Source organism: Micromonospora sp. H61, from assembly GCF_018070325.1.
In the GTDB taxonomy this organism is placed as follows: Bacteria; Actinomycetota; Actinomycetes; order Mycobacteriales; family Micromonosporaceae; genus Micromonospora; species Micromonospora salmantinae.
Map to the genome: position 1 here is coordinate 1 of NZ_JAGPXY010000047.1, position 21,068 is coordinate 21,068.

At 71.1% G+C, this 21,068-nt stretch carries 17 protein-coding genes and 1 pseudogene; 5 read left to right on the forward strand and 13 right to left on the reverse strand.

The annotated features are described in order from the left end of the window. The 8 genes and pseudogenes from KBX08_RS21800 to KBX08_RS21835 form a co-directional block, all read right to left on the reverse strand. Positions 1 to 210, reverse strand: a pseudogene (locus tag KBX08_RS21800) (ADP-ribosylglycohydrolase family protein); the annotation flags it as partial. Then, positions 207 to 1,376 carry an ADP-ribosylglycohydrolase family protein gene (locus KBX08_RS21805; protein WP_210785275.1) on the reverse strand — a complete coding sequence of 390 codons (1,170 nt, stop codon included), beginning with the start codon at positions 1,374 to 1,376 and terminating at the stop codon, positions 207 to 209. The pseudogene KBX08_RS21800 and the gene KBX08_RS21805, both read right to left, overlap by 4 nt. A 4-nt stretch (positions 1,377 to 1,380) precedes the next feature. Beyond that, positions 1,381 to 2,673, reverse strand: a complete 1,293-nt coding sequence (locus tag KBX08_RS21810) for a sugar ABC transporter substrate-binding protein (protein ID WP_210785276.1) — start codon at positions 2,671 to 2,673, stop codon at positions 1,381 to 1,383. A gap of 40 nt (positions 2,674 to 2,713) precedes the next feature. Then, positions 2,714 to 3,553 carry a carbohydrate ABC transporter permease gene (locus KBX08_RS21815; protein ID WP_210785277.1) on the reverse strand — a complete coding sequence of 280 codons (840 nt, stop codon included), beginning with the start codon at positions 3,551 to 3,553 and terminating at the stop codon, positions 2,714 to 2,716. A gap of 1 nt (position 3,554) precedes the next feature. Beyond that, positions 3,555 to 4,490, reverse strand: coding sequence for a carbohydrate ABC transporter permease (locus tag KBX08_RS21820; RefSeq protein ID WP_210785278.1), 936 nt, complete (start codon positions 4,488 to 4,490; stop codon positions 3,555 to 3,557). Next, on the reverse strand, positions 4,487 to 5,590 hold the full coding sequence (locus tag KBX08_RS21825; RefSeq protein WP_238690009.1) for a LacI family DNA-binding transcriptional regulator: 1,104 nt from the start codon (positions 5,588 to 5,590) through the stop codon (positions 4,487 to 4,489). The genes KBX08_RS21820 and KBX08_RS21825 overlap by 4 nt, the downstream gene beginning before the upstream one ends. 185 nt (positions 5,591 to 5,775) lie before the next feature. After that, positions 5,776 to 7,401 carry an ABC-F family ATP-binding cassette domain-containing protein gene (locus KBX08_RS21830; RefSeq protein ID WP_210785279.1) on the reverse strand — a complete coding sequence of 542 codons (1,626 nt, stop codon included), beginning with the start codon at positions 7,399 to 7,401 and terminating at the stop codon, positions 5,776 to 5,778. 212 nt (positions 7,402 to 7,613) lie between these two features. Beyond that, positions 7,614 to 8,225, reverse strand: coding sequence for a TetR/AcrR family transcriptional regulator (locus KBX08_RS21835; protein ID WP_210785280.1), 612 nt, complete (start codon positions 8,223 to 8,225; stop codon positions 7,614 to 7,616). A gap of 132 nt (positions 8,226 to 8,357) precedes the next feature. Here KBX08_RS21835 and KBX08_RS21840 point away from each other — a divergent pair, with 132 nt between their 5' ends. Beyond that, the gene (locus tag KBX08_RS21840; RefSeq protein WP_210785281.1) at positions 8,358 to 9,449 is read left to right on the forward strand and encodes an aldo/keto reductase; all 1,092 of its coding nucleotides are present in this window, start codon (positions 8,358 to 8,360) and stop codon (positions 9,447 to 9,449) included. Positions 9,450 to 9,597: 148 nt separating this feature from the next. On the opposite strand, the gene KBX08_RS21845 is transcribed toward KBX08_RS21840, so the two are convergent. The 4 genes from KBX08_RS21845 to KBX08_RS21860 form a co-directional block, all read right to left on the reverse strand. Continuing rightward, positions 9,598 to 10,572, reverse strand: a complete 975-nt coding sequence (locus tag KBX08_RS21845) for a carboxylesterase (protein WP_210785282.1) — start codon at positions 10,570 to 10,572, stop codon at positions 9,598 to 9,600. A gap of 75 nt (positions 10,573 to 10,647) precedes the next feature. Then, positions 10,648 to 11,544, reverse strand: a complete 897-nt coding sequence (locus KBX08_RS21850; RefSeq protein WP_210785283.1) for an acetyltransferase — start codon at positions 11,542 to 11,544, stop codon at positions 10,648 to 10,650. A 158-nt stretch (positions 11,545 to 11,702) separates the two neighbouring features. Then, a complete protein-coding gene (locus tag KBX08_RS21855) occupies positions 11,703 to 12,902 on the reverse strand; it encodes a low temperature requirement protein A (protein ID WP_210785284.1) in 1,200 nt (399 codons plus the stop codon). Positions 12,903 to 13,017: 115 nt separating this feature from the next. Continuing rightward, positions 13,018 to 14,559 (reverse strand): NAD(P)/FAD-dependent oxidoreductase, encoded by a 1,542-nt coding sequence (locus KBX08_RS21860; protein ID WP_210785285.1) that lies wholly within the window; start codon positions 14,557 to 14,559, stop codon positions 13,018 to 13,020. Positions 14,560 to 14,783: 224 nt separating this feature from the next. Here KBX08_RS21860 and KBX08_RS21865 point away from each other — a divergent pair, with 224 nt between their 5' ends. Further along, positions 14,784 to 15,737 (forward strand): AraC family transcriptional regulator, encoded by a 954-nt coding sequence (locus KBX08_RS21865; protein ID WP_210785286.1) that lies wholly within the window; start codon positions 14,784 to 14,786, stop codon positions 15,735 to 15,737. A 7-nt stretch (positions 15,738 to 15,744) separates the two neighbouring features. Here the strand turns inward: KBX08_RS21865 and KBX08_RS21870 are convergent, their stop codons facing one another. After that, positions 15,745 to 16,773 carry a hypothetical protein gene (locus tag KBX08_RS21870; RefSeq protein WP_210785287.1) on the reverse strand — a complete coding sequence of 343 codons (1,029 nt, stop codon included), beginning with the start codon at positions 16,771 to 16,773 and terminating at the stop codon, positions 15,745 to 15,747. Positions 16,774 to 17,093: 320 nt separating this feature from the next. Between KBX08_RS21870 and KBX08_RS21875 the strand changes: the two genes are divergently transcribed. The 3 genes from KBX08_RS21875 to KBX08_RS21885 are packed head-to-tail and all read left to right on the forward strand — an operon-like array spanning position 17,094 to position 21,067. Next, positions 17,094 to 18,134 carry a LacI family DNA-binding transcriptional regulator gene (locus KBX08_RS21875; protein WP_210785288.1) on the forward strand — a complete coding sequence of 347 codons (1,041 nt, stop codon included), beginning with the start codon at positions 17,094 to 17,096 and terminating at the stop codon, positions 18,132 to 18,134. After that, on the forward strand, positions 18,131 to 19,780 hold the full coding sequence (locus tag KBX08_RS21880; protein ID WP_307850603.1) for an FAD-dependent oxidoreductase: 1,650 nt from the start codon (positions 18,131 to 18,133) through the stop codon (positions 19,778 to 19,780). The genes KBX08_RS21875 and KBX08_RS21880 overlap by 4 nt, the downstream gene beginning before the upstream one ends. 12 nt (positions 19,781 to 19,792) lie before the next feature. Continuing rightward, positions 19,793 to 21,067: an ABC transporter substrate-binding protein gene (locus KBX08_RS21885; RefSeq protein ID WP_210785289.1), complete on the forward strand. Its 1,275-nt coding sequence runs from the start codon at positions 19,793 to 19,795 to the stop codon at positions 21,065 to 21,067. Position 21,068 lies beyond the last annotated feature (1 nt).

The window sequence follows — 21,068 nt, forward strand, 5'->3', positions numbered from 1 at the left end:
CAACGCCGCGGCGGCGTCCCGCAGCTCCGTGGCGCGGGCCCGCAGCTCCCGCGACGCCGGGGTCACCGACGCCCCGCGGCCCGGTGGGGTCAGGTCCCCGCCGGCCGCCGTCCACCGCTGGGCGATCGATGTGACGTCGCGGCCCTCGTCCCGGCTGGCCGCCAGCTCGTGCGGCAGCAGGTCCTCGGGCTGAACCCAGGTGATCCTCACCGGGTCTCGCCCCCAACCCCCCGGGTGGCACCGGCGGCCAGCCCGGCGAACCGTTCCGCCCGGCGGGCGAACCGGGCCTGGTCGCGCTCGAAGACCTCGCCGGCCACCGTCGCCAGGACCCGGGCCGGCTCCACCAGGTCGGTCCTGGAGGCGGTGGCGACCACTTCGGACCACTCCGCCGGCACCGCGTCGGCGCCACCGAGCGCCCCGGCGATGGCGGCGGCCATGGTGGCTGTGGAGTCGGCGTCCCGGCCGTAGTTGACCGAGCCGAGCACCGCGGCCCGGAAATCGCCGCCGGCCACCACGAGCATGCCGAGCGCCACCGGCAGCTCCTCGATGGCGTGCAGGCGACTGGGCCGCCGCGCGCCGAGGCCGGGGCTGCGGTACTCCTCCCCCACCGTGTCGTAGGGGGCGACCGCGGCCCGCAGCGCCGGGATGGCCTGCTTCCAGTCGTGGTGGCCGCGGGCCTCCTTGACCACCGCGTCGATTGCCGCGCGGGTGCCGTCGCGGGCCAGGTCCAACGCCGCCGCGACGACGTCCTCGACGCCCGCGCCGGGCGTCGCGGCCGCCGCGACCGCTGCCGCGAACACGGCGGCGGCCTCCCGCCCGTAGCTGTGCTGGTGCGCGCCGGCGATCTCCACCGCCTCGGCGTACGCCCCGGCCGGGTCGCCCGCGTTCACGATGCCGACCGGGGCCATGTACATGGCCGCGCCACAGTTGACGATGTTGCCGACCCCGGCCTCGCGCGGGTCCGCGTGGGCGTGGTGCAGACGGGTGACCAGCCACCGCTCGGCGGCCGCGAGCCGGTGGAAGGTCACCCCGTCGCGCTCCAGGTCGGGGATGTACACCACCCGCTCGATCAGGTCGGGAACCAGCAGCTCCACCACGTCGTACGCGTCGAGGTGGTCCCGTTTGGCCGCGTACGCGCGGACCAGGGCGTGGGTCATCAACGTGTCGTCGGTGATGTGCCCGTCGCCCTTGTGGTACGGCGCGAGGGGTCGCGCGGTGGCCCAGTCGGCGTGGTACGGGGGCACGATGCCCTCGACCCAGCCGCCGAAGCGAGTACGGATCTGCTCGGGCAGCGCCGTCTCGGTGGCGCCGCCCAGGGCGTCTCCGACAGCGGCGCCGACCAGGCAACCGACCGATGTGTCGAGCAAGAGTGACATGTCGTTACCTCAGAACCTGCTTGCCACCGTCGACCAGCTGCGTGCCGAGCTGATCGAGGGTGATCTTGTTGGCGAAGTACTGCTGGAGGGCCGGGGTGGCGTACTTGGTCTTCCACTCCGGGTAGCCGTCGGCCTGCTGGAACGGGGCGACGGTCAGGTCCGTGGCGCTGTCCGCGGCGACGTCCCAGCCCTGCTTGCCGGCGGTGAGCTTGACCAGTTCCTCGTTGGCCTGCTTGCCGGTCGGCACCAACCAGTCGCCCTTGGCCAGGGCTGCCATGTTGGTCGGGTTCAGGAAGTACTCCAGGAACTGCGCGGCCTGCTTCTTGTGCTTGCTGTCCTCGGAGATCGACAGCGTCTGCGGGTTGGCGGCCTGCTTGGTGGAGAGCCCCTTGATCGGGGGCAGTGTGACCCACTCGAAGCCGGCCGGCGCCTGCTCGACCATCTGCTGGCGCAGCGACACCGAGCCGGGCAGCATCGCGTACTTGCCGCCGAAGAAGCCGGGCAGGGTGTCCGCGCCGCTCATGCCGAGCGCCTCCGGGGAGGCGGACTTGGCGGTGTAGATCATGTCGTGGATCCGCTTCGGGATCTCCTTCTCCGCGTCGCCGACCTTGACCTCGGCGCGGCCACCGTCGCCGTAGAAGAACTTGCCGTCGTAGTTGAGTGCCAGGTTCAGCACCCGGTTGGTCGGCGACTTCAGCGCCCAGGCCGCGCCGTACTGACCGGGCTTGGTGAGCTTCTGCGCGTTGGCCTGGAACTCGTCCCAGGTCCAGCCGCCGTCGGCCGGCGGCACCGCGACACCGGCGGCGTCGAGCAGCTTCTTGTTGGCGATGACGACCTGCGACTCCAGCAGGAACGGCACACCGGTGACCTTGCCGTCGACGGTGACGGTGTCCCAGATGCCCTCGTCGATCTGGCCCTTCAGGTCGCCCGAGACCAGGTCGGAGAGGTCGGCCAGGTAGCCCTGCTTGCTGAACTCGCCGATGGAGGACGCCTCGTAGTGCACGATGTCCGGCGCGTCGCCGCCCTCGAACGAGGTGAGCAGCTGGTCGTGCACCGAGTTCCAGTCACCCTGGACGTACTCGACCTGGATGTCCGGGTGCTCGGCGTTCCACTTGGCGACCAGATCCTTGTTGACCTGCAGCGACTCCTTCTGCCAGGCGAGGCTGAGGAAGCGCAGCTTGGCCGGGCCGTCGGTGGCCTCGTCGTCGCCGCCGGCACCGCACGCGGTGAGCGCGCCGAGGCCGATGACCGTGACCGCGGCGGCCGCCGCGAGTCGACGGAATCGGGTACGGAGCATGGGGGGTTACCTCCTTGGTGGTGGTGGTTGGGGGGACGGTTCAGCCCTTGACCGCGCCCGCGAGCGACCCGGACGAGAGCCGGCGCTGCATGAACGCGAAGAAGATCAGGCTGGGCAGCGTGGCCAGCAGTGAGCCGGCGGCCAGGGGTCCCAGCCGGGCGGTGCCCTCGATGCCGACGAACCGGGCCAGCGCCACCGGCAGGGTGGCCAGCTCCGGAGTCTTGATCAGCACCAGTGCGAAGAAGAACTCGTTCCAGGCCGAGATGAAGGAGAACAGCGCGGTCGCGACCAGGCCCGGGGCGAGCAGCGGAAAGACCACCCGCCGCAGGATCTGCACCCGGGTCGCGCCGTCGACCGATGCGGCCTCCTCAAGCTCCCTCGGGATGTTGCGGACGAAGCCCTGCAGCATCCACAGTGCGAACGGCAGCGCCCAGACCACGTAGATCAGCACCAGCCCGGCGTGCGTGTTGGCCAGGCCGACCTGCCGCAGCACCAGGAAGATCGGGATGATCAGCAGCACGAACGGGAAGAGCTGGGACAGCAGCACCCAGCCCAGTGCGGCGGTGCCGAGCTTGGAGCGGAACCGGGCGAGGGCGTACGACGCCGGCATGGCGACCAGGACGGTCAGCACCGCCGAGGCGAGGGAGACCTGGAGGCTGTTGAGCGCCGCCCGACCCAGCTCCTGCTCGGTGAAGGCCTGCACGAAGTTCTGCAGTGTCGGGTTGTCCGGGATCAACGTCGGGTGCAGGCGTACCAGTTCGCGCGGCGGTTTGAACGCCGTGGAGAGCAGCCAGACCAGCGGGAACCCGAGGAAGATCAGGTAACCGGCGAGCGCCAGGTACTGCAGCGTCCGGCTGGTGCGGCTCGGTTTTCCGAACATGTCAGTTCGCCTCCCTGAGCCGGCGACGGAGATAGACAGCGAGCAGCGCGATGATGATCACGACCATGACGTTGCCGAGCGCCGCCGCGTAGCCGTAGTTGCCGTAGCGGAACGCCTCCTCGTACGCGAACAGCATCGGCAGCATCGTCTTGCCGCCCGGTCCACCGGCGGTGAGCACGTAGACCAGGCCGAACGAGTTGAAGTTCCAGATGAAGTCCAGCGAGGTGATCGCCACGATCACCGGCGCCAGCGCGGGCAACGTGACGTGCCGGAACCGGTGCCAGGTGCTCGCCCCGTCCACCGCCGCCGCCTCGTGCAGCTCGCGACCCACGCCCTGCAGACCGGCGAGCAGGACGACTGTGGTCTGCGGCATACCAGCCCAGACCCCGACGATGATCACCGCGGGCAGGGCGGTGCTGAAGTCGCCCAGCCAGTTCGTCCGCAGTCCGTCGGCGCCGATGCGGTGGAAGAACTCGTTGATCAGGCCGGCGTCGGGGTGGTAGACGAGCTTCCACAGGATGCCGACCACGACCGGCGGCATCGCCCACGGCACGACGGCCAGCACCCGCGCCACACCGCGGAACCGCAGTTGCTGGTTGAGCAGCAGCGCCAGCCCGAGGGCGAGCAGGAACTGCAACACCGTCACCCCGACCGCCCAGAGCAGGCCGATCTTGAACGAGCTCCAGAACAGCTCGTCGCCGAGGAGTTCGCGGTAGTTGGCAAGGCCGGTGAAGCTGACCTCGACGTTGCGACCGGCGCGGGCGTCGGTGAAGCCGAGGTAGATGCCCCGCAGCAGCGGGAACACCGACAGCACCAGGATCGGCAGCAGCGACGGCAGCAACAGAAGGTAGATGGTGGTGCGGTCGGAGCGGAACCGGTTCGGCCGGCGGGCCGGCTCGGCCCGCTCGACGTCCGGCCGCTCGGCCAGGGTGGTCATGCGGTCACCCCTTCGCTGGACGGGTGGGTGGTCGGTGGGCCGGCCGGCCCGGTGGCGGGTCGAGGGACCGGCAGGGTCGCGGCGCTGGACGCGCGAACGACGAGACTTGGCGGCACCTGCTCGCGCCGCGGGGGCAGAGTCGCGTCGGCGATGCGTTGCAGGAGCAGTTCGGCGGCTCGGCGACCACGCTCGGCCGAGCCGAGCGAGACGCTGGAGAGCTGGGGAAACATCATCCGGGCTAGTTCGGTGTCGTCCATGCCGACCAGGGCGACGTCCTGCGGCACCCGGCGACCGGCGACCAGCAGGGCGTGCAGTGCGCCGACCGCGATGAGGTCGTTGGCGCAGACCAGGGCGTCCGGGTCGGCGCGGGCGAGCAGTCGCTCGGTGGCGGCGCGGCCGGCCGCGTACTGGAAGTCACCGACCTCGATCAGCTCGTCGTCGAGCCCGATGCCGTGTCGGGCCAGGGCGGCCCGGAACCCGGCGTCGCGGGCGGCACCCGGAACGGTGTCGAGCGGGCCGTTGACGAAGCCGATCCGCCGTCGGCCGGTGGCGACGAGATGGTCCACGGCCAGCGCCACGCCGTGCCGCGAGTCGGTACGCACGTTGTCGATCGGAGCGTCCGCGCCGAGTTGGCCGACGACCACCACCGGCACCGGACTGTCCACCAGCGCGGTGAGGTGATCGTCGGTGACCCGGATCGGCGAGACGATCATGCCGTCCACGTAGCGGTTGGCCAGTCGTCGCAGCAGGGCGGTCTCGTTGTCGATCCGCCCGCCGGTGGCGTGCACCAGCAGTTGCCGCCCGGAGGACGCGACCACTGCCTCGATGGCCCGCATCATCTCCACGTAGACCGGGTTGCCGATGTCCTCCACCGCGAGTGCGATCAGGCCGGTGCGCTGGGACTGCAACGACCTGGCGATCGCGTTGGGCACGTAGCCCACCTCGGCCGCCGCCTCGCGAACCTTGCGGATCGTCTCGGGGCTGCCGCCGACGCCGTTGAGCACCCGCGAGGCGGATGCGATGGAGACGCCGGCGCGGGCGGCGACGGTGTGCACCGTGGGCCGGCCGTCCGCCGGTTCCTGTAAACGTTTACGACCCACGTCCGGCACCTCCACCCGATAGCTGTAAACGTTTCCGGGGAGTCTGCTCCGCAGGCGCCAGAGAGGTCAACCCCCCGTTACGAAAACGTTTCCAACCCCCGTACCAGCAGACCGGACCGCCGTTGATCAAGAGGTTTTCGTCATCCCGCCCGGCGTGGCGTGACGCCAACCTCTTGATCACCGACCTAAGGGCGAGGCAACGTCAGGGGCAGCTCTCGGGCTGGCCAGCGGGAGCGGAGTCTGCGGTCGTGGCTGGCCACGACGATGGCACCCGGGCCGGTGCCCAGGGCGTCCTCCAGCTCGTCGCAGAGCGTCGGCGAGAGGTGGTTGGTGGGCTCGTCGAGCAGGAGCAGCTCCGGCGGATCGGCGACGAGCACCGCCAGGGCGAGCCGACGGCGCTGCCCCACCGACAGGTCGGCCACCGGGCGGCCGAGGTCCGCCGGGGCGAGCAGCCCGAGGGACGACAGCGGTACGACAGCGGCCCGCTGCACGCCGACGGCCGCGTCGAAGACCTGCCGGGCCGTGCGCCGCGCATCCGCGAAGACGGTGTCCTGGGCGAGCAGGCCGATCCGCAGCTCCGGTCGTCGCCAGAGCGTTCCGGCACCGGCCAGGTGGCCGGCGAGCACGGCGAGCAGAGTCGACTTGCCCGTGCCGTTGGGGCCGGTCACCAACAGCCGGTCGCGGGACCTGAGCTCCAGGTTCGCCACCCGCAGTCGGCCGCGAACCTCCAGCCGGTCCGCCGTGACGATGACCCCGTCGCTGTCGCCGACGGCGAGCGCCGGCGCGTGGAAGCGCAACGGCTCCGACGGCACCGGAACGGGGTCGCGCTCGATCGTCTCCAGTCGACGGACGGCGTCGCGGACGCGACGGGAGATCTGGTTCTGGACGCGGCCGGCGGTGTGCCCGTACCCCATCTTCTCGCTGTCGCGCGGGCCCCGGCCGTGGGCGACCTGGTGCCCGGTCACGGCGGCGGCCTCGCGCAGCTCGGCGAGGAGCGCCTGCTCGTCGTCGTAGCGCCGGCGCCACCGTTGCGCCTCGGCGCGCTTCGCCGTCAGGTAGGCGGTGTAGCCGCCGCCGAAGCGGACCGGCCCGTCGACCGCCGGGTCGAGGTCGATGAGATCGGTGCAGACCGCGTCCAGGAAGGCCCGGTCGTGACTGGCCACCACGACGACCCCCGGCATGGCACGAAGCTGGTCCTCGCAGAACGCCGCCGCCGCGTCGTCGAGGTGGTTGGTGGGCTCGTCGAGCAGCAGCGCGCTCGGCCGGCGGACCAGCATCGCCGCGAGGGCGAGCCGGCCACGTTGCCCGCCGGAGAGCGCGCTTACCATCCGGTCGTGGGGCAGCCCGCCGAGGCCGAGGCCGTCGAGGACGGTGCGGGCACGCCGGTCGGCGTCCCAGGCGTCGCGGTCCTGCGCCCGTTCCAGCACCTCGCCGTACGCGGCCAGCAGCCGGTCGTGCCGCTCGGTGCCCTCCGGCGAGTCGGCGAGCGCGACGCCGATCCGGTCCAGTTCGGCGAGGTCGGCGCGGGCCTCGCGCAGCGCGTCGTCGAGGACCGCGGCGATGGTGGTGGATGGACGGAAGGGCAACTCCTGGTGCAGGAAGCCGACGTCCGGTGGGCGCGTGACGGTGCCGGAGTCGGGTTGGTCGACGCCGGCCAGGACCCGCAGCAGAGTCGTCTTGCCGGTGCCGTTCTCACCGATCAGGCCGATCCGGTGGCCGGGCGTGGCGGTCAGGGAGACGCCGTCGAGCACCCGGCGGTCGCCACGGACCCGCACGAGGTCATGGGCGATGAGAGCAGGTCGAACAGACATGGGGAACCTCGGAGAACGACTATCCGGGGCGCACACCGGCACCCCGGCGGAAGCAGGACATGACGACAGTGGCCGCGGCGACTGAGGCGCGATCACGCGCCCGTCGGCGGCCGGTCCGGGTGCTCACCCGGAGATGTCGTCGTCACCTGCCACGCCTGCTCCGATCTCCGAAAACTCGGGCGCAAGGATAACTCGGCGTCGCTGGCCCCGGCTCAGCTCCCGCCAGTGCGGGCACCAGCGCGCAGCGAGTCGATGGTGAGGTCGAGGACGGCTTCGAGGTGGTCGATCTTTCCGGTGGAGAGCAGCAGCAGCACACCGCCCTGGATGCCGGCGAGCAGTGCCGCGGCGGCCCGGTCGGCGTCGAGGTCCGGGTCGACGTCGCCGGTCGACTGCATGTGCCGGATCCCCTCGGTGATCGCCTTCTGCCAGCGCCACATGAGCCCGGTCACGATGGCCTGCGCGCCGGGCGCCCGTCGGCCGGTCTGGCCGAGCAGACCGTTGAGGGGGCACTTCACCCCCTGGGCGAGGTACCGCTCGATCAGTCGGTCGCGCCAGGCGAGCCAGGCCGGCCAGGACGTCAGGTTGCTGAGCATCGGCTCCTGGTCGAGGAGCACCTGGTCCGCCTCGTGCTGGGCCACCGCGAGCAGCAGCCCTTCCTTCCCGTCGGGGAAGTAGTGGAAGAGCTGGCCCTTGCTGGTGCCGGTGTGGGCCATCACGTCCTCGAGGCGTACCTCGTCGACGCCGCGCTCGCGGATCTCGGCGGCGGCGCCGGCGACGATCCGCGCCCGGGTCGCCTCGCCCTTGCGGGTCAACGCCCGTGTCATGCGACCTCCTGGGTTCGGACCTGCGGGTCCAACCTATCTCGGTTTCTGGACTTGCAGGTCCATTTTTGCCGAGCAAAGGTCGGGAACGCGCGGCCCGCAGCGGGCCGACACCACGATCGGGAGGGCACCACCGTGAACCACTACTACCTGCTCGGGCGGTCCGGTCTGCGGGTGAGCCGGCTGGCGCTGGGCACCATGAACTTCGGCGTCGACGGGTTCCACGCCGCGTACGGCAAGACCGAGGAGGAAGCCGAGCCGATCTTCCGGCAGTACCTGGAGTCGGGCGGGAACTTCATCGACACGGCGGACTTCTACACCGCCGGCGAGAGCGAGAAGATCCTCGGCCGCTTGATCGACCGGGCCGGCGTCCGCGAACGACTCGTGCTCACCAGCAAGTTCACCAACACCGTCGACCCGAGCGACCCGAACGCCAGCGGCAACGGCCGCAAGCACATCATGCGGGCCGTGGAGGCGTCGCTGCGCCGGCTCGGCACCGACTACATCGACCTGTACCTGCTGCACACCTGGGACCGGATCACCCCGGTCGAGGAGGTCGTGCACACCCTCGACGACCTGGTGCGCGCCGGCAAGATCCGGTACGCCGGTCTCTCCGACGTACCGGCCTGGTACGCGGCCCGGGCGCAGAGCTACGCCGAAGCGCACGGGCTGGCCCCGATGATCAATCTGCAGCTCCCGTACTCCCTGGTCAGCCGGGGCATCGAGGCGGAGTATGTGGCGATGGCCCAGACCATGGGCATGGGGCTCACCGCGTGGAGCCCGATCGCCAGCGGCCTGCTCAGCGGCAAGTACCGGCGCACCGGCGACGGTCTGAGCGGCAGCGGTCGGCTGACCAATCCCGACGCCGGAGGTCGCGAGGTCAGCCCCAGCGAGTGGCAGGTCATCGAGGCACTGGAGAGCGTGGCCGCCGACCTGGGTCGCAGCATGGCCCAGGTCGCGATCAACTGGGTCGCGACCCAGCCCGCCGTCGCCTCGGTGATCATCGGGGCGAGCAGCGCCGAGCAGGTCGGCAGCAACTTCGAGGCGCTCGACTTCGAGATCCCGGCCGACGCCCGCCGCCGGCTCGAGGAGGCCAGCGCGCCGGAACTCGGGGCGCCCTACGTGATGTTCACCCCGCAGTACCAGTCCTGGGTGGTGAGCCCCGGTCTCGGCATCGGCGACAAGCCGGCCGGCTACGCCCCACCGGTCTTCAACAGCGCCGCCTAGAACCTCGCGCGCAGCACGCCGCCGGCCCCCAACCCCCTGCCCGCGATCTTGCACTTGCTGTCCCGGCATAAGGGGCGTCCCACTCATGTCGACAACCAAAAGTGCAAGATCGGCGGGGTGGGGCGGGGCGCGGGGCGGGGCGGCGGGGTTACCGACGGGTCGGGGCGTCGTTCGTCGGCGCTGGCTCACCCTCGTAGAGGGCGACGTACCGCCGACGCCACTCGTCACCGTCGGCGCCGAGGGCGGCGAGGTTGAGGGTGTTGTGTTCGACGCCCAACGCCGCCGGCAGGGTGCACACCCGCAGCGGTATCGCGTTCGCGTCGGCGATGCGGCGCGGCACGTCGACCGCTGCCCTGAGGTCCACCACGCCGTCGAGCGGGCTGATCGCGACCGCCGCGGACCGTAGACCGACCCGCCGGGGCGGTTTCGGCAGGCTACGGGCGATCGTCAGGTACTGGGTGACGGCGGCGAGCGAGTATCCGCGCGACGTGACGCGATCCCGCAGAACGCGGCGCCCGTACAGCACGATGAGCGGTCTCACCGCGTAGGCCGGTGCCTGTCGCGGATTCGGGCCGAAGAACGGCGACAGCAACAGCAGATGCCGTACGACGTTGCCCGGCACCTGGGCCAGCCAGGCGGCCAGCACGGCGCCGCCGGAGATCCCCACGACACCGACCTCGTCTCCCAGGGCCGCCGCGACGGCCCAGCCCTGCGCGGCGTACGTCGTCAGCTCACCGGCCTCGACCCGGTGGTGGGCCCGCCGGTCGACGGTCCCGTGCTGGGGCGCCCGGGGAGCCCAGACGTTGTACCCGCTGTCGAAGAACTCCTCGGCCAGCCCTTCGTACTGCTCGGGCGCGAGGGTGTACCCGTGCAACAGCAGCACGGCCCGGCCGGTACGGGAGCCATGGCTCAGCAGGCGACTGCGCGACTCCGGTCGCACCGCCGGATCGGCCGCCTCGGCGGCGATGATGGCCGCGGCGGCCCGGGTGGCGGTGTCGAAGTCGAGCGGTCGGGCCGGCGCGACCCGTAGCCCACGGCGGCCCACCGGCCAGAGGTAGAGCCCGGCGACCGCCGCCCCGACGAGCGCCAACCCGCCGACGAGAAGCGCGATGATCTCCGGCATGGTCAGATGCTGACAGGGGCTGCGCTCGGCGTCGGCTGAGGGGGTGCACCCGGGTGACCGGGCGCACCCGGTCAGCTATTCCTGGCTGTTCGGGGGCGCGAAGACGACCCGGGAGCGCAACTGCCGAAAGCCGGTCCGCTCCAGCTCCGCCAGCACGGTCACCCGGTGCGACTGCACGTCGGCGATGACCTCGCGGGCACCGCCGGCGGCCAGCACCCGGACCGCCTCGGCCAGCAGCTCGGGCCGGGCCGCCTCGTCGAGCAGGCCGAGATAGGCGAGCAGTGGGAAGCAGGCATCGCCGGCCGTTCCGGCCAGGCCCACCGGTTTACCGGCGTCCACCGCGACGCGCCACCCCTCGGTGGCGTCGCCCAGCCAGGCCAGCGGGTCGGTGGCCAGGTCGACACCGCTGACCGCTAGTGCGTTCTCGACGCCGGTCAGCACGTCCGGCTCGGCGATCCGGGCAACCAGGGCTTTGATCTCCGCCGCGTCGACGGGCGCGCGGAAGTCGTACCGCCCGGAGGACGCCGGCAGTGGGGTGCCCGTCCAGGAGCAGCGGAGCCGCTCCCCCCGCTCGACCAGCCCGGCGAGCCGGGCGGCCTCCATGGGTGCCCGGACCACTGCCAGCACCTCGGGTCGACGCCGCCAGTGCGCCGGCAGCGCGGCGTAGTACAGCACGGGACCGCCCAGCGCCTCGTGGGCGGCGCGCAGCAGCTCGGCGCCCACCTCCGGCTCGGCGTCCAGGTCGAACCGTTCCAGCCATGGGGCACCGATGGCACGTGGCGGGAGGACCCAGGCCGCTCGACCGACCACCCGGCCGGCACGGAGGGCGACCCAGGTGTGCTCGGGACGGTAGCCGCCGCCGGCGATCCCGTCGGCGTACGCGACCTGGCGCAGTTGGGGCAGCGGATCAGGCATGGAGTCGAACAGGTTTTCCTCGCCCGCGACGAGCGGACGGATGACGAGATCAGTCATGGGTTGGTCCTCCGGGAAGCGCGCGCCCCGGATCAGATCCGCGCGGACGCCGGAGCGCGGAGGGGGCGCAGAACATCGGACATTGTTCTGACCTCCTTCCAGCTCGACGGCGTGCCCGACGACCTTACGCGCCGGGGTCGCCGGCACGCAACGGATCGTCACAGCGTCGGGTTGGTTTCCGCCCCACGCTTGTGGGCACGCTGGTCGTACACGGTGATGCCGGCCAGGATGATCGCCGCGACGGCCGCCACGGCGACCGGCGGGAGCAGCACCATCGGTGGGGCCGCCAGGACGAGCGCCACCACGCCGAAGTACAGCGCCCGACACCGCGGGGCGGATCGGTTGGCCCGCTCCAGGGTGCTCCGCCCGATCAGGAACAGCACCGGGCCGCCGAAGATGATGGCCACCAGAGCCCAGTCGATCGGCGGGTGCGGATCCTCGATGACCTGTCCGAAGCCGACGGCGGTGCAGATGATGCCACCGACGATCAACAGCAGGCTGTAGCTCGCCCACCGCGACAGTTGGATCCCCTCCCCGCTCGGGGTCGAGGCATGGCCGGATCTGACGTGGTAGAAGTAGATCCGCCAGAACGAGACGACCGCCACGAACGAGGCGACGAGGGTGATGGTTCCCTCGGTGGTGAAGCCCGGGAAGCTGACCGCGGCGCCGGCTTCGAGCACCACCTCGGCGAGGGCGATCATGAAGAACTGGTTGTACCGCTCGGCGAGATGCTCCTGCGAGACGGTGACCCCCGAGCTGGTGAGCTGTCTCCTTCCCATCCGGGGCAGGGGGTAGGTGGTGGCGGCGCCGATCAGCTCGATGGCGAGGGCGAGGGTCCAGAAGATGCCCCGACCGAGGCCACCACTGATGCCGCCGCTGATCCAGAGCACGCTGGACGCCAGGTGCCAGGTCAGCACCCGGAGCGCGAACGCCTGGCCCGCGTGACCCCGCAGGGCGAGCGACGTGAAGAGCGGTCGACCGACCTGGATGACGACGTAGGTGCAGGCGAATATCACGCCGCGTTGGCCGAATGCCTGCGGCAGGGTGACCGCCAGCACCAGCGTGCCGAACATCGTCGCCAGCAGGACGGCCTGCAGGTCGGGGCGCCGGGGGTCGTAGGTGCTCGCCAGCAGGGCGTTGAGCGACCAGATCATCCACATCGCCGTGAAGAACAGGACGGTCTGACCGGCCTCGGACAGCAACGCATGCCGGACGATGGTCAGGTCGTCCGCGATCCGCCCGGCGAGGCGGGCCAGCGCGAAGACGTAGACGATGTCGAAGAGCAGTTCCAGGACGGTCGCCGAGCGGGGGCTCCTACTGTCCCCGAGCCCACGAAAGAACTCGGTGCGCGTCAGCACGGACGGCGAGACAGCTCAGCCGGCCAGGGCCGCCGGCACGGGCACACCACTGTGGTGACCCTGTTCCGCTGCCATCGCCCCCGAGCCTCCCTCGCCGACCGGCCCCGCTTGATCCCTATCTGCGTATTTTATCCATCTTCATCGGGTCGCCGTCGCTGATGGCGGATACCGGGTCGTCGGTACGCCGGATCATCTGTGCCGTCACCCTGCGGTACGAGCCCGGGTCGACCGGGAACAGCCACTGCCGGGCCCGGGTCAGCGGGCCGACGTTGAGCCCCAACTCGTCGAGCACCTCGTCGACGTTGTGCATCGAGAACGGGATGATGTTCGTGCCGCGAGCGTGTCGTCCGTTGGTGCGCTTCGTCATCCAGAACAGCCGGGCGCGCACCTCGTCACGCATCCGGACCTCGGTCGGCAGTGTGAGCCCACCCCGCAGGTACGCGGCCGTCCAGACCGCCGCCATCTCCGCGCTGAGCGGGCTGAAGAACGACGAGTTGTAGCCGGCGAACGTCAGCCGCGGCACGCCGATCGGCAGGATCTGCCGGTAGAGCATGAAGTTGCCGGCGTCGTCCTGGAGCCGGGCGTGCAACGCGTCGTCGAAGAACGGCACGTGCTGGCGGAAGCCGGTGCCACAGATCACCAGGTCGGCGGGGAGCACCGTGCCGTCGGCCAGGCGGGCGGCGGGCCGCCCACCGTCGACCAGCAACTCGGTGATCACCTGCTCCCGGTGCACGGCGATGCGGCCGTCGGTGACCCGCTCGAAGAACCCCTCGGTGGCGAGGCTGACAGTGCTGCGGGCGATGTCCTCGAAGCTGCCGTTGGGCACGAGACCCAGCTCGCGCAGGTTGAACTGCCGGGTCGCGACCGAGCCGACACTGTCGACCATGCGCCGGCGCAGACCGTTCCCCGGGCCGTGCAGGAACCGCTCGAAGCCCTTCAGGTGCAGGTAGCGGAAGAGCGCCTCACCCATCCGGGTGAGCAGCAGGTACTTGTAGTTGAGCGCACCACCGAGCTTGCGGGGCATCTTCCAGAGCAGCTCGCGCGCCACCACGTGGGTCTGGGCGGCTACCTCGCTCACCGGGACCGCCACGTCGCAGGACGACTTGCCGTACCCGACCACGAGGACGTTCTTACCTCGAGCCGCCTCGATGTCGTGGAACTCCCCCGTCGCCAGTACGCGCCCTCCGGCGGCGGCGAAGCTCGCGTGCCCGTCGAAGGACGGGACGAACGGGTCGGAGAAGATGCCGTTGGCGACGATCAGGTGGTCGTACCGTTCCACAGTCAGCGGGTCCTGGGCGCCCGCCGGCCGCGAGGTGACCAGCCACCCGGTCTCGTCGTTGACCAACTCGGCCGAGGCGACCTCAGTGGACAGGCGCAGCGCGCTGGCCAGCCCGAACTTCTCCACGTAGCTCTCCAGGTACCGCTGGACCTGCTCACCCGACGGCCACTGCGGGTAGTCGGCGGGCATCGGCAGGTCGGAGAGGTGGTAGGTGCCCTTGTCGTTCTGGGTGTGCAGGCCGGGGTAACGCCGGGTACGGCTCCACACCCCACCGACGTCGGGCGCGCGCTCGAACACTGTGACGTCGAATCCGCTCTGCCGCAGCACCTTCGCTGCGCTCACACCGGCGAATCCGGCACCAACGACGGCAATCCTCATGATCTCCTCCGAAGGACGTGCGAACGGTGCCGACGCTGACCGCCCGCGGTGCTCGCACGCTAGCGAGCAGGCCGGGAAGTTCGCTATCCGCGCGACGCGGGCGCTGTCCGCAGTACGCGGCCGGACCCTTTTCCTGTCGGGTCGACGGCTTTCGGGTCTGGTCCGGCCCGGTCACGCCTTACGGTCAGCGCGACGGGACGCCCGGGAGGTGTCGGATGGATGCGATGACGGTCCGGACGGACGACGTCGACCAGGCTCGCGCCGAGGTGGGCCGGGTCTTCTGTCCCCACCGGCTCACCCCGCAGGCGGGTGTGCACAGCGTGCAACTGCGGATGGCGGCTCGCCGGGCCGGCGGTGTGGGCGTCATCGACCTGGACTACGGGCAGGCGGTGCGCATCCAACCGCCCGCGTTGGAGACCTTCTACCTCGTCCAGATCCCCAGCGCCGGCAGCACGATGGTCCGGCACGCCGGTCAGACAGTGACCTCGACCCCCGACGTCGCCTCGGTGCTGTCCCCGTACGACTCCTCGGACATGCGGTGGTCCGAGGGATCGCCCCACCGGATCTTCTACGCCGACCGGCGAGCCGTCGACCGGGAACTCGCCCGCCTACTGGGCCACCCGGTGGACGACCCGGTCCGCCTCGACGTCGGCATGCTCATGACCACGCCGACCGCGCGGGCGTGGGCGCGCGGGGTGGCGTTCCTCGCCGACGAGCTGTCCCAGCCGGCGGACGCGTCCCTGTTCGACCACCCACAGGTGGCCGCCCGTTTCGAACAGGGACTCATCGGCAAGCTGTTGCTGGCCCATCAGCACAGCCACTCCCACCTGCTGGCCGAGCCGGGCCAGCACGCCCACCCCGGGCGTCTCGTCCGCCGGGCCTGCGCCCTGATCTCCGAACACCACGGGGAGGCACTGACCGTCGGCGACGTCGCCGAGGCGCTACGGGTGAGCGTACGAACACTGCAGGACTGCTTCCGCCGTGAGTTGCAGACCACCCCTACCGCGTACCTGCGGGCCTGCCGGCTCGACGCGGCGCGCCGCACGCTCCGGTCGGCCGAGCCGGGGGCGTCCGTGACGACTGTTGCCCTGCAACACGGCTTCGTGCACCTCGGCCGGTTCGCTACCGAGTACCGGAGCCGCTTCGGCGAGACGCCGTCCACGACCCTGCGTCGGTGACGACCGGTCAGACCGCCCGGGCCACGCAGATCCGGGCGCCCAGGCGTGGACCCGCCTCGTAGATCAGGTAGCCCACGCCGCCGTCGGTGCCGAAGCTCGGTGACGCGACCCGACCGTTGTCGGAGGCGATCGGGCTGTGGAACACCCCGAGATGCACCTCCCGGTCGAAGCCGTTGCCGACCTCGGTGAGGTGCATTCGACCGTCACCGCCGTGGTAGACGACGTACGCGGTGCCGTTGCGGGTGAGCAGATGTGGTGCGGAGATGTCGCTCAGGCCGTCGCCGGCCGGCGAGATCAGCGGCTCCGGGGCGAACTGCCACTGGTCCCAGCCGTTCGGCGACCAACCCCAGAAGATCTTCCGGGTGCCGGGCCGCACGGTGTGCGCTCCCATGTAGAGCATCACGTACTTGTTGGCGAGCCCGGTCACCCGGTGCTCGAAGACCCGGGCGTACGACGTCTCGGTGGTGTTCGGCACGAGCCTGGTGCTCAGGATCGGCGTCTCGTCGCTGAAGGTGATGCCGTCTCGGGACCGGGCCACCCGGGTAGTGGTGTTCTCCCCGTGGAAGTAGAGGAAGAACTCCCGGCTGGAGGCGTTCCAGACGACGTGCGGGGACGAGACGTGGCTGACCGTCGTGGTCGGTAGCACCCGGTCGACGATGGGGTTGCCGGGGTGCTCGGTGTAGGGGCCTTCCAGCCGGTCGGCGTAGGCGAGGCAGATCCCGCCGGGCGCGTCGTGCGGGGCGTAGTAGAGGTAGTACCGCCCCTTGGCGCCGGTGATCTTGTCGTAGACCCCGCGCACACAGGGAAAGATCGTTTCGCCGGTGGGGTTGTAGGCCAGTGGGCGGTCGAACGCGTCGCGGACGTACCGGTAGCTGGGGAAACCGGCCGGCCCGGCCAGCGCCGGCGCGCCCTGGAGCAGGGTGCCGGCACCGCCGGCGGCGGAGGCGGCGCCGAGCAGCGCCGCGCCACGCAACAGCCCGCGCCGGCTCAGCTCGGTGGGTCGGCCGGAGGGCGGATTCGGGTACGGGTGTGCCATCTGGTGTCTCCGATCGTGAGGGGACGCTCGTCGATCGCGGAGCGTGAGTGGTGGCGCGACGGCGGCCCGGAAGGCACTGACGAGAGCGCAACCAGCGTCACTGTCGGTGATGTGGCTGCCTGGCCGGTGGCCCGGGGTCGTCATCGACGAGTCTGGCCGGGTCCTCAGTCGACCGTCAAGGTGCTAATACGAATTATCGAGCGGCTTTCGTCGGCAGAACTTCTCCGCCCGAGGGTCTTGACGGCGACGCCGGATGCGCCGCACCATTTCACCTCACCGACGCTAATGCGTATTACCCCGGTAACGATTGGACACGGAACGTGACTGGTTCGCGCAGGCGAGTCACCCAGCACGACATCGCCCGGATGACAGGCGTCAGCCAGGCGACCGTCTCGCTGGTGCTCAACGGCCGCGACGACGGCAACGTCAGGATCGCCCCGGAAACCCGGGAACGGGTCCTGCACGCCATCCGCACCACCGGATACGTCGCCGACCCGGTCGCCCGCCGGCTCGCCGCGCGGCACAACCGCATCCTCGGTGTCTTCACCTACGAGCCGGTCTTTCCCACCGGCACCGGCGACTTCTACCACCCGTTCCTGGTCGGCATCGAGGAGTGCGCCGAACGGCTCGGCTGTGACCTGCTGCTGCTCACCAGCGCGCCGGTGGCGGGCGGCCGGCGGCGGATATTCCACGACGACAACCGGCTCCGCCTGGCCGACGGCTGCGTCCTGCTCGGTCGATCGCTGGACCATGACGAGCTGACCCGGCTGGTCACCGAGGGCCAACCGTTCGTCTCGGTCGGCCGCCGCGACGACGCGGGCGGGCCAGTGCCCTACGTCGGCGCCGACTACCCGACCGCCACCGCCGCCGTGGTACGCCGCGCACTGGCCGCAGGTCACACCGCGCTGGCCTACCTGGGCCAGGGCTCCGGCCCCGAGTCGCACGCCGACCGGATGCGCGGCTTCCGGGCCGCGCTCGACGAGGCCGGACGCACGCCACGGCACCTGCCGACCACCGACCGCTCCCCCGCGGAACTGCTCGACGCCCTGCTCGCGGCGGGCGTCACGGCGGCGGTGGTCGAGGAGTACGCCGACGGTGTGGCCATCGCCCAGCTGGCCCGCGAACGGGGCCTCGACATCCCGGGTGACCTGTCCATCCTGGCGCTCGGCGACCCGACCCGGCCGGCCAGCACCGACATCGACTTCACCGGCTTCCGCATCCCCCGCCGCGAGATGGGGTGGCAGTCCGTCGAGGTGTTGACCGGGCTGCTCGAGGCGGACCCGGAAACCGTGCCGCAGCGGCTGGTGCCCTGCCAGCCCGTCGACGGCGCCACCCTCGCGCCGCCGAAGGTGACCCCGTGAAAGGACAGCTCTTGCCAGAGATGCAGGCCGAAGTTCTGATCGTCGGCGGTGGACTCGGTGGCGTCGCCGCGGCCCTCGCCGCGCTGCGCGCCGGCCGTTCCGTGGTGCTCAGCGAGGAGTACGACTGGCTCGGCGGTCAACTCACCAGCCAGGCCGTACCGCCCGACGAGCACTCCTGGGTCGAACAGTTCGGCGTCACCGCCAGCTACCGCAAGCTGCGCGACGGCATCCGGGACTACTACCGCGCCTACTACCCGCTCACCGACCGGGCCCGCCAGGCCACCGCGCTCAACCCGGGGGCCGGGCACGTCAGCCGGCTCTGCCACGAGCCACGGGTCGCGGTGGCGGTGCTGGAGGCGATGCTCGCGCCGTACCGGGGGGCCGGCCGGCTGCGGCTGCTCCAGCCGTACCTGCCGGTGGGGGCCGACACCGACGGCGACCGGGTGACCGGGGTGACCCTGGCGCACCGGGACAGCGGCGAACGGGTGCACGTTGTCGCGCCGTACGTGCTGGACGCCACCGAGACCGGCGAACTGCTGCCGCTGACCGGCACCGAGTACGTCACCGGCTTCGAGTCGCGGGGCGAGACCGGGGAGCCGAGCGCGCCGGACGAGGCGCAGCCGGAGAACATGCAGGCGTTCTCGGTCTGCTTCGCGGTCGACCACGTCGACGGCGACCACACCATCGACCGGCCGGCCCGGTACGACTTCTGGCGGGCGTACCAGCCGCCGTTCTGGGGCGACCGGATGCTCTCCTTCCGCTCACCCAACCCGCGCACGTTGGAGATCTCCGAGCGCAGCTTCACCCCCAACCCGGACGACGACCCGTGGCTGGTGATGGCCGACCAACGGCTGAGCCCGGGCGACGGCAACCTGTGGACCTTCCGGCGGATCGCCGCTCGGCGCAGCTTCGTCCCGGGCAGCTACGACAGCGACATCTGCCTGGTCAACTGGCCGATGATCGACTACTTCGAGCAGCCGCTGATCGACGTGCCCGACCCCGCCCACCAGATCGCGGCAGCCCGGGAGCTCTCCCTGTCGGTGCTCTACTGGCTGCAGACCGAGGCGCCGCGCGCCGACGGCGGGACCGGCTTCCCCGGGCTGCGGCTGCGTGGCGACGTCACCGGCACCGGTGGCATCAGCATCGGCGGCGACGTCGCGCACAGCGGTCTGGCCCAGGCCCCGTACATCCGTGAGGCGCGGCGCATCCGCGCCGAGTACACCGTCGTCGAGCAGGACCTGTCCCTGGCGGTACGCGGCGACAAGGGCGCGGTCAGCTACCCGGACGCGGTCGGCGTCGGCATGTACCGCATCGACCTGCACCCGTCCACCGGCGGGGACAACTACGTCGACGTGGCCTCGTGTCCCTTCGAGATCCCACTCGGCGCCCTGATCCCCCGACGGGTGGAGAACCTGCTGCCCGCCGGGAAGAACATCGGCACCACCCACATCACCAACGGTTCGTACCGCCTGCACCCCGTGGAGTGGAACATCGGCGAGGTCGCCGGTCTGCTCGCGGACTTCTGCCTGGCCCGCCGGGTCACTCCCCGCGCGGTGCGTCACACCCCCGGCCTGCTGGCCGAATTCCAGAACCGCCTCGCCGACGAGGGCGTCGAGCTGCGCTGGCCCGACATCGCCGGCTACTGAGGGAGAACCCTGATGAGGAAACGGTTGACGGCCGTCGTCGCGCTCGCCGCGATGCTCGGCCTGAGCGCGTGCGGCGGCGGCGACAGCGCCGGCTCCGACGGCCCGGTCTCGCTGCGGATGACCACCTGGTCGGCGAACGAGGCACACCTGAAGCTGTTCAACGACATCGCGGCGGAGTACCAGAGCAGCCACCCCAACGTCGCGAAGATCACCTTCGACCCGATCCCGTTCGAGAGCTACACCACCACGTTGACCACCCAGATCGCCGGTGGAAACCCGCCCGACCTGGCCTGGGTCCTGGAGAACGCGGCTCCCGACTTCGTCTCCTCGGGCGCGCTGCTGCCGCTGGACGAAACCCTGCGCAAGACCGACGGGTACGGCTTCGACGAGCTGGCGCCGGCCGCGACGAAGCTGTGGCAGGCCGACGGCAAGCTCTACGGCTACCCGTTCTCCACCTCACCGTTCGGCATCTTCGTCAACACCGACCTGGTCAAGGCCGCCGGCGCGAAGAGCCCGGCCGAGCTGATCGCCGCCAACGCCTGGACCTGGGAGAACGCGGTGACCACCGCCTCGGCGGTGGCCGCCCGGACCGGCAAGGCGGGCCTGGTGGTACGGGACTTCGACTACAAGGGCTGGGACAACCTCTCCACCATCTGGACCGGCTGGGGCGCCCAGGCGTGGAGCGCGGACGGAAAGACCTGCGGCTTCAACGCCACCGAGATGGTCGACGCGATGGCCTTCCTGCACCAGGCGATCTTCACCGCGAAGGCGCTGCCGGGCCCGGGTACCGCCGCCGACTTCTTCGCCGGCGAGGCCGGCATGACGATCACCCAGATCTCCCGGGCCTCGCTGCTGGAGAAGCAGAAGTTCGGCTGGGACCTGGTGCCGCTGCCGGCCGGGCCGAAGGGCAACTACTCGGTGATCGGTCAGGGTGGCATGGGCGTGTTGAAGAAGGGCAAGCACGCCGCCGTCGCCGCGGACTTCCTGGCCTTCCTCACCAACCCCGCCAACTCCGCCAAGCTGGCGCAGTTCTTCCCGCCGCCGCGTACCCCGCTGCTCACCGCGGCGACGCTGGCCAAGACCAATCCCCTGCTCAAGCCGGAGCAGTTGCAGAGCGTCGTGATCGACGGGATCGCCAACGGGGTGGTGAAGCCCAACCACACCGGGCAGGCCGAGCTGAGCCAGGCCGTGCGGTCGGCGCTGGACCCGATGTGGAAGGCCGACGCGGACGTGCGGGGTGTGCTCGACGGGGTCTGCTCGGCGATCAACCCGCTGTTGGCGAAGTAGG

Excerpts from the sequence above, each read along its gene's own strand:
- KBX08_RS21805 (WP_210785275.1), bottom strand. The coding sequence starts at position 1,376 with ATGTCACTCTTGCTCGACACATCGGTCGGTTGCCTGGTCGGCGCCGCT.
- KBX08_RS21810 (WP_210785276.1), bottom strand. The coding sequence starts at position 2,673 with ATGCTCCGTACCCGATTCCGTCGACTCGCGGCGGCCGCCGCGGTCACG.
- KBX08_RS21815 (WP_210785277.1), bottom strand. The coding sequence starts at position 3,553 with ATGTTCGGAAAACCGAGCCGCACCAGCCGGACGCTGCAGTACCTGGCG.
- KBX08_RS21820 (WP_210785278.1), bottom strand. The coding sequence starts at position 4,490 with ATGACCACCCTGGCCGAGCGGCCGGACGTCGAGCGGGCCGAGCCGGCC.
- KBX08_RS21830 (WP_210785279.1), bottom strand. The coding sequence starts at position 7,401 with ATGTCTGTTCGACCTGCTCTCATCGCCCATGACCTCGTGCGGGTCCGT.
- KBX08_RS21835 (WP_210785280.1), bottom strand. The coding sequence starts at position 8,225 with ATGACACGGGCGTTGACCCGCAAGGGCGAGGCGACCCGGGCGCGGATC.
- KBX08_RS21845 (WP_210785282.1), bottom strand. The coding sequence starts at position 10,572 with ATGCCGGAGATCATCGCGCTTCTCGTCGGCGGGTTGGCGCTCGTCGGG.
- KBX08_RS21850 (WP_210785283.1), bottom strand. The coding sequence starts at position 11,544 with ATGACTGATCTCGTCATCCGTCCGCTCGTCGCGGGCGAGGAAAACCTG.
- KBX08_RS21860 (WP_210785285.1), bottom strand. The coding sequence starts at position 14,559 with ATGAGGATTGCCGTCGTTGGTGCCGGATTCGCCGGTGTGAGCGCAGCG.
- KBX08_RS21865 (WP_210785286.1), top strand. The coding sequence starts at position 14,784 with ATGACGGTCCGGACGGACGACGTCGACCAGGCTCGCGCCGAGGTGGGC.
- KBX08_RS21870 (WP_210785287.1), bottom strand. The coding sequence starts at position 16,773 with ATGGCACACCCGTACCCGAATCCGCCCTCCGGCCGACCCACCGAGCTG.
- KBX08_RS21885 (WP_210785289.1), top strand. The coding sequence starts at position 19,793 with ATGAGGAAACGGTTGACGGCCGTCGTCGCGCTCGCCGCGATGCTCGGC.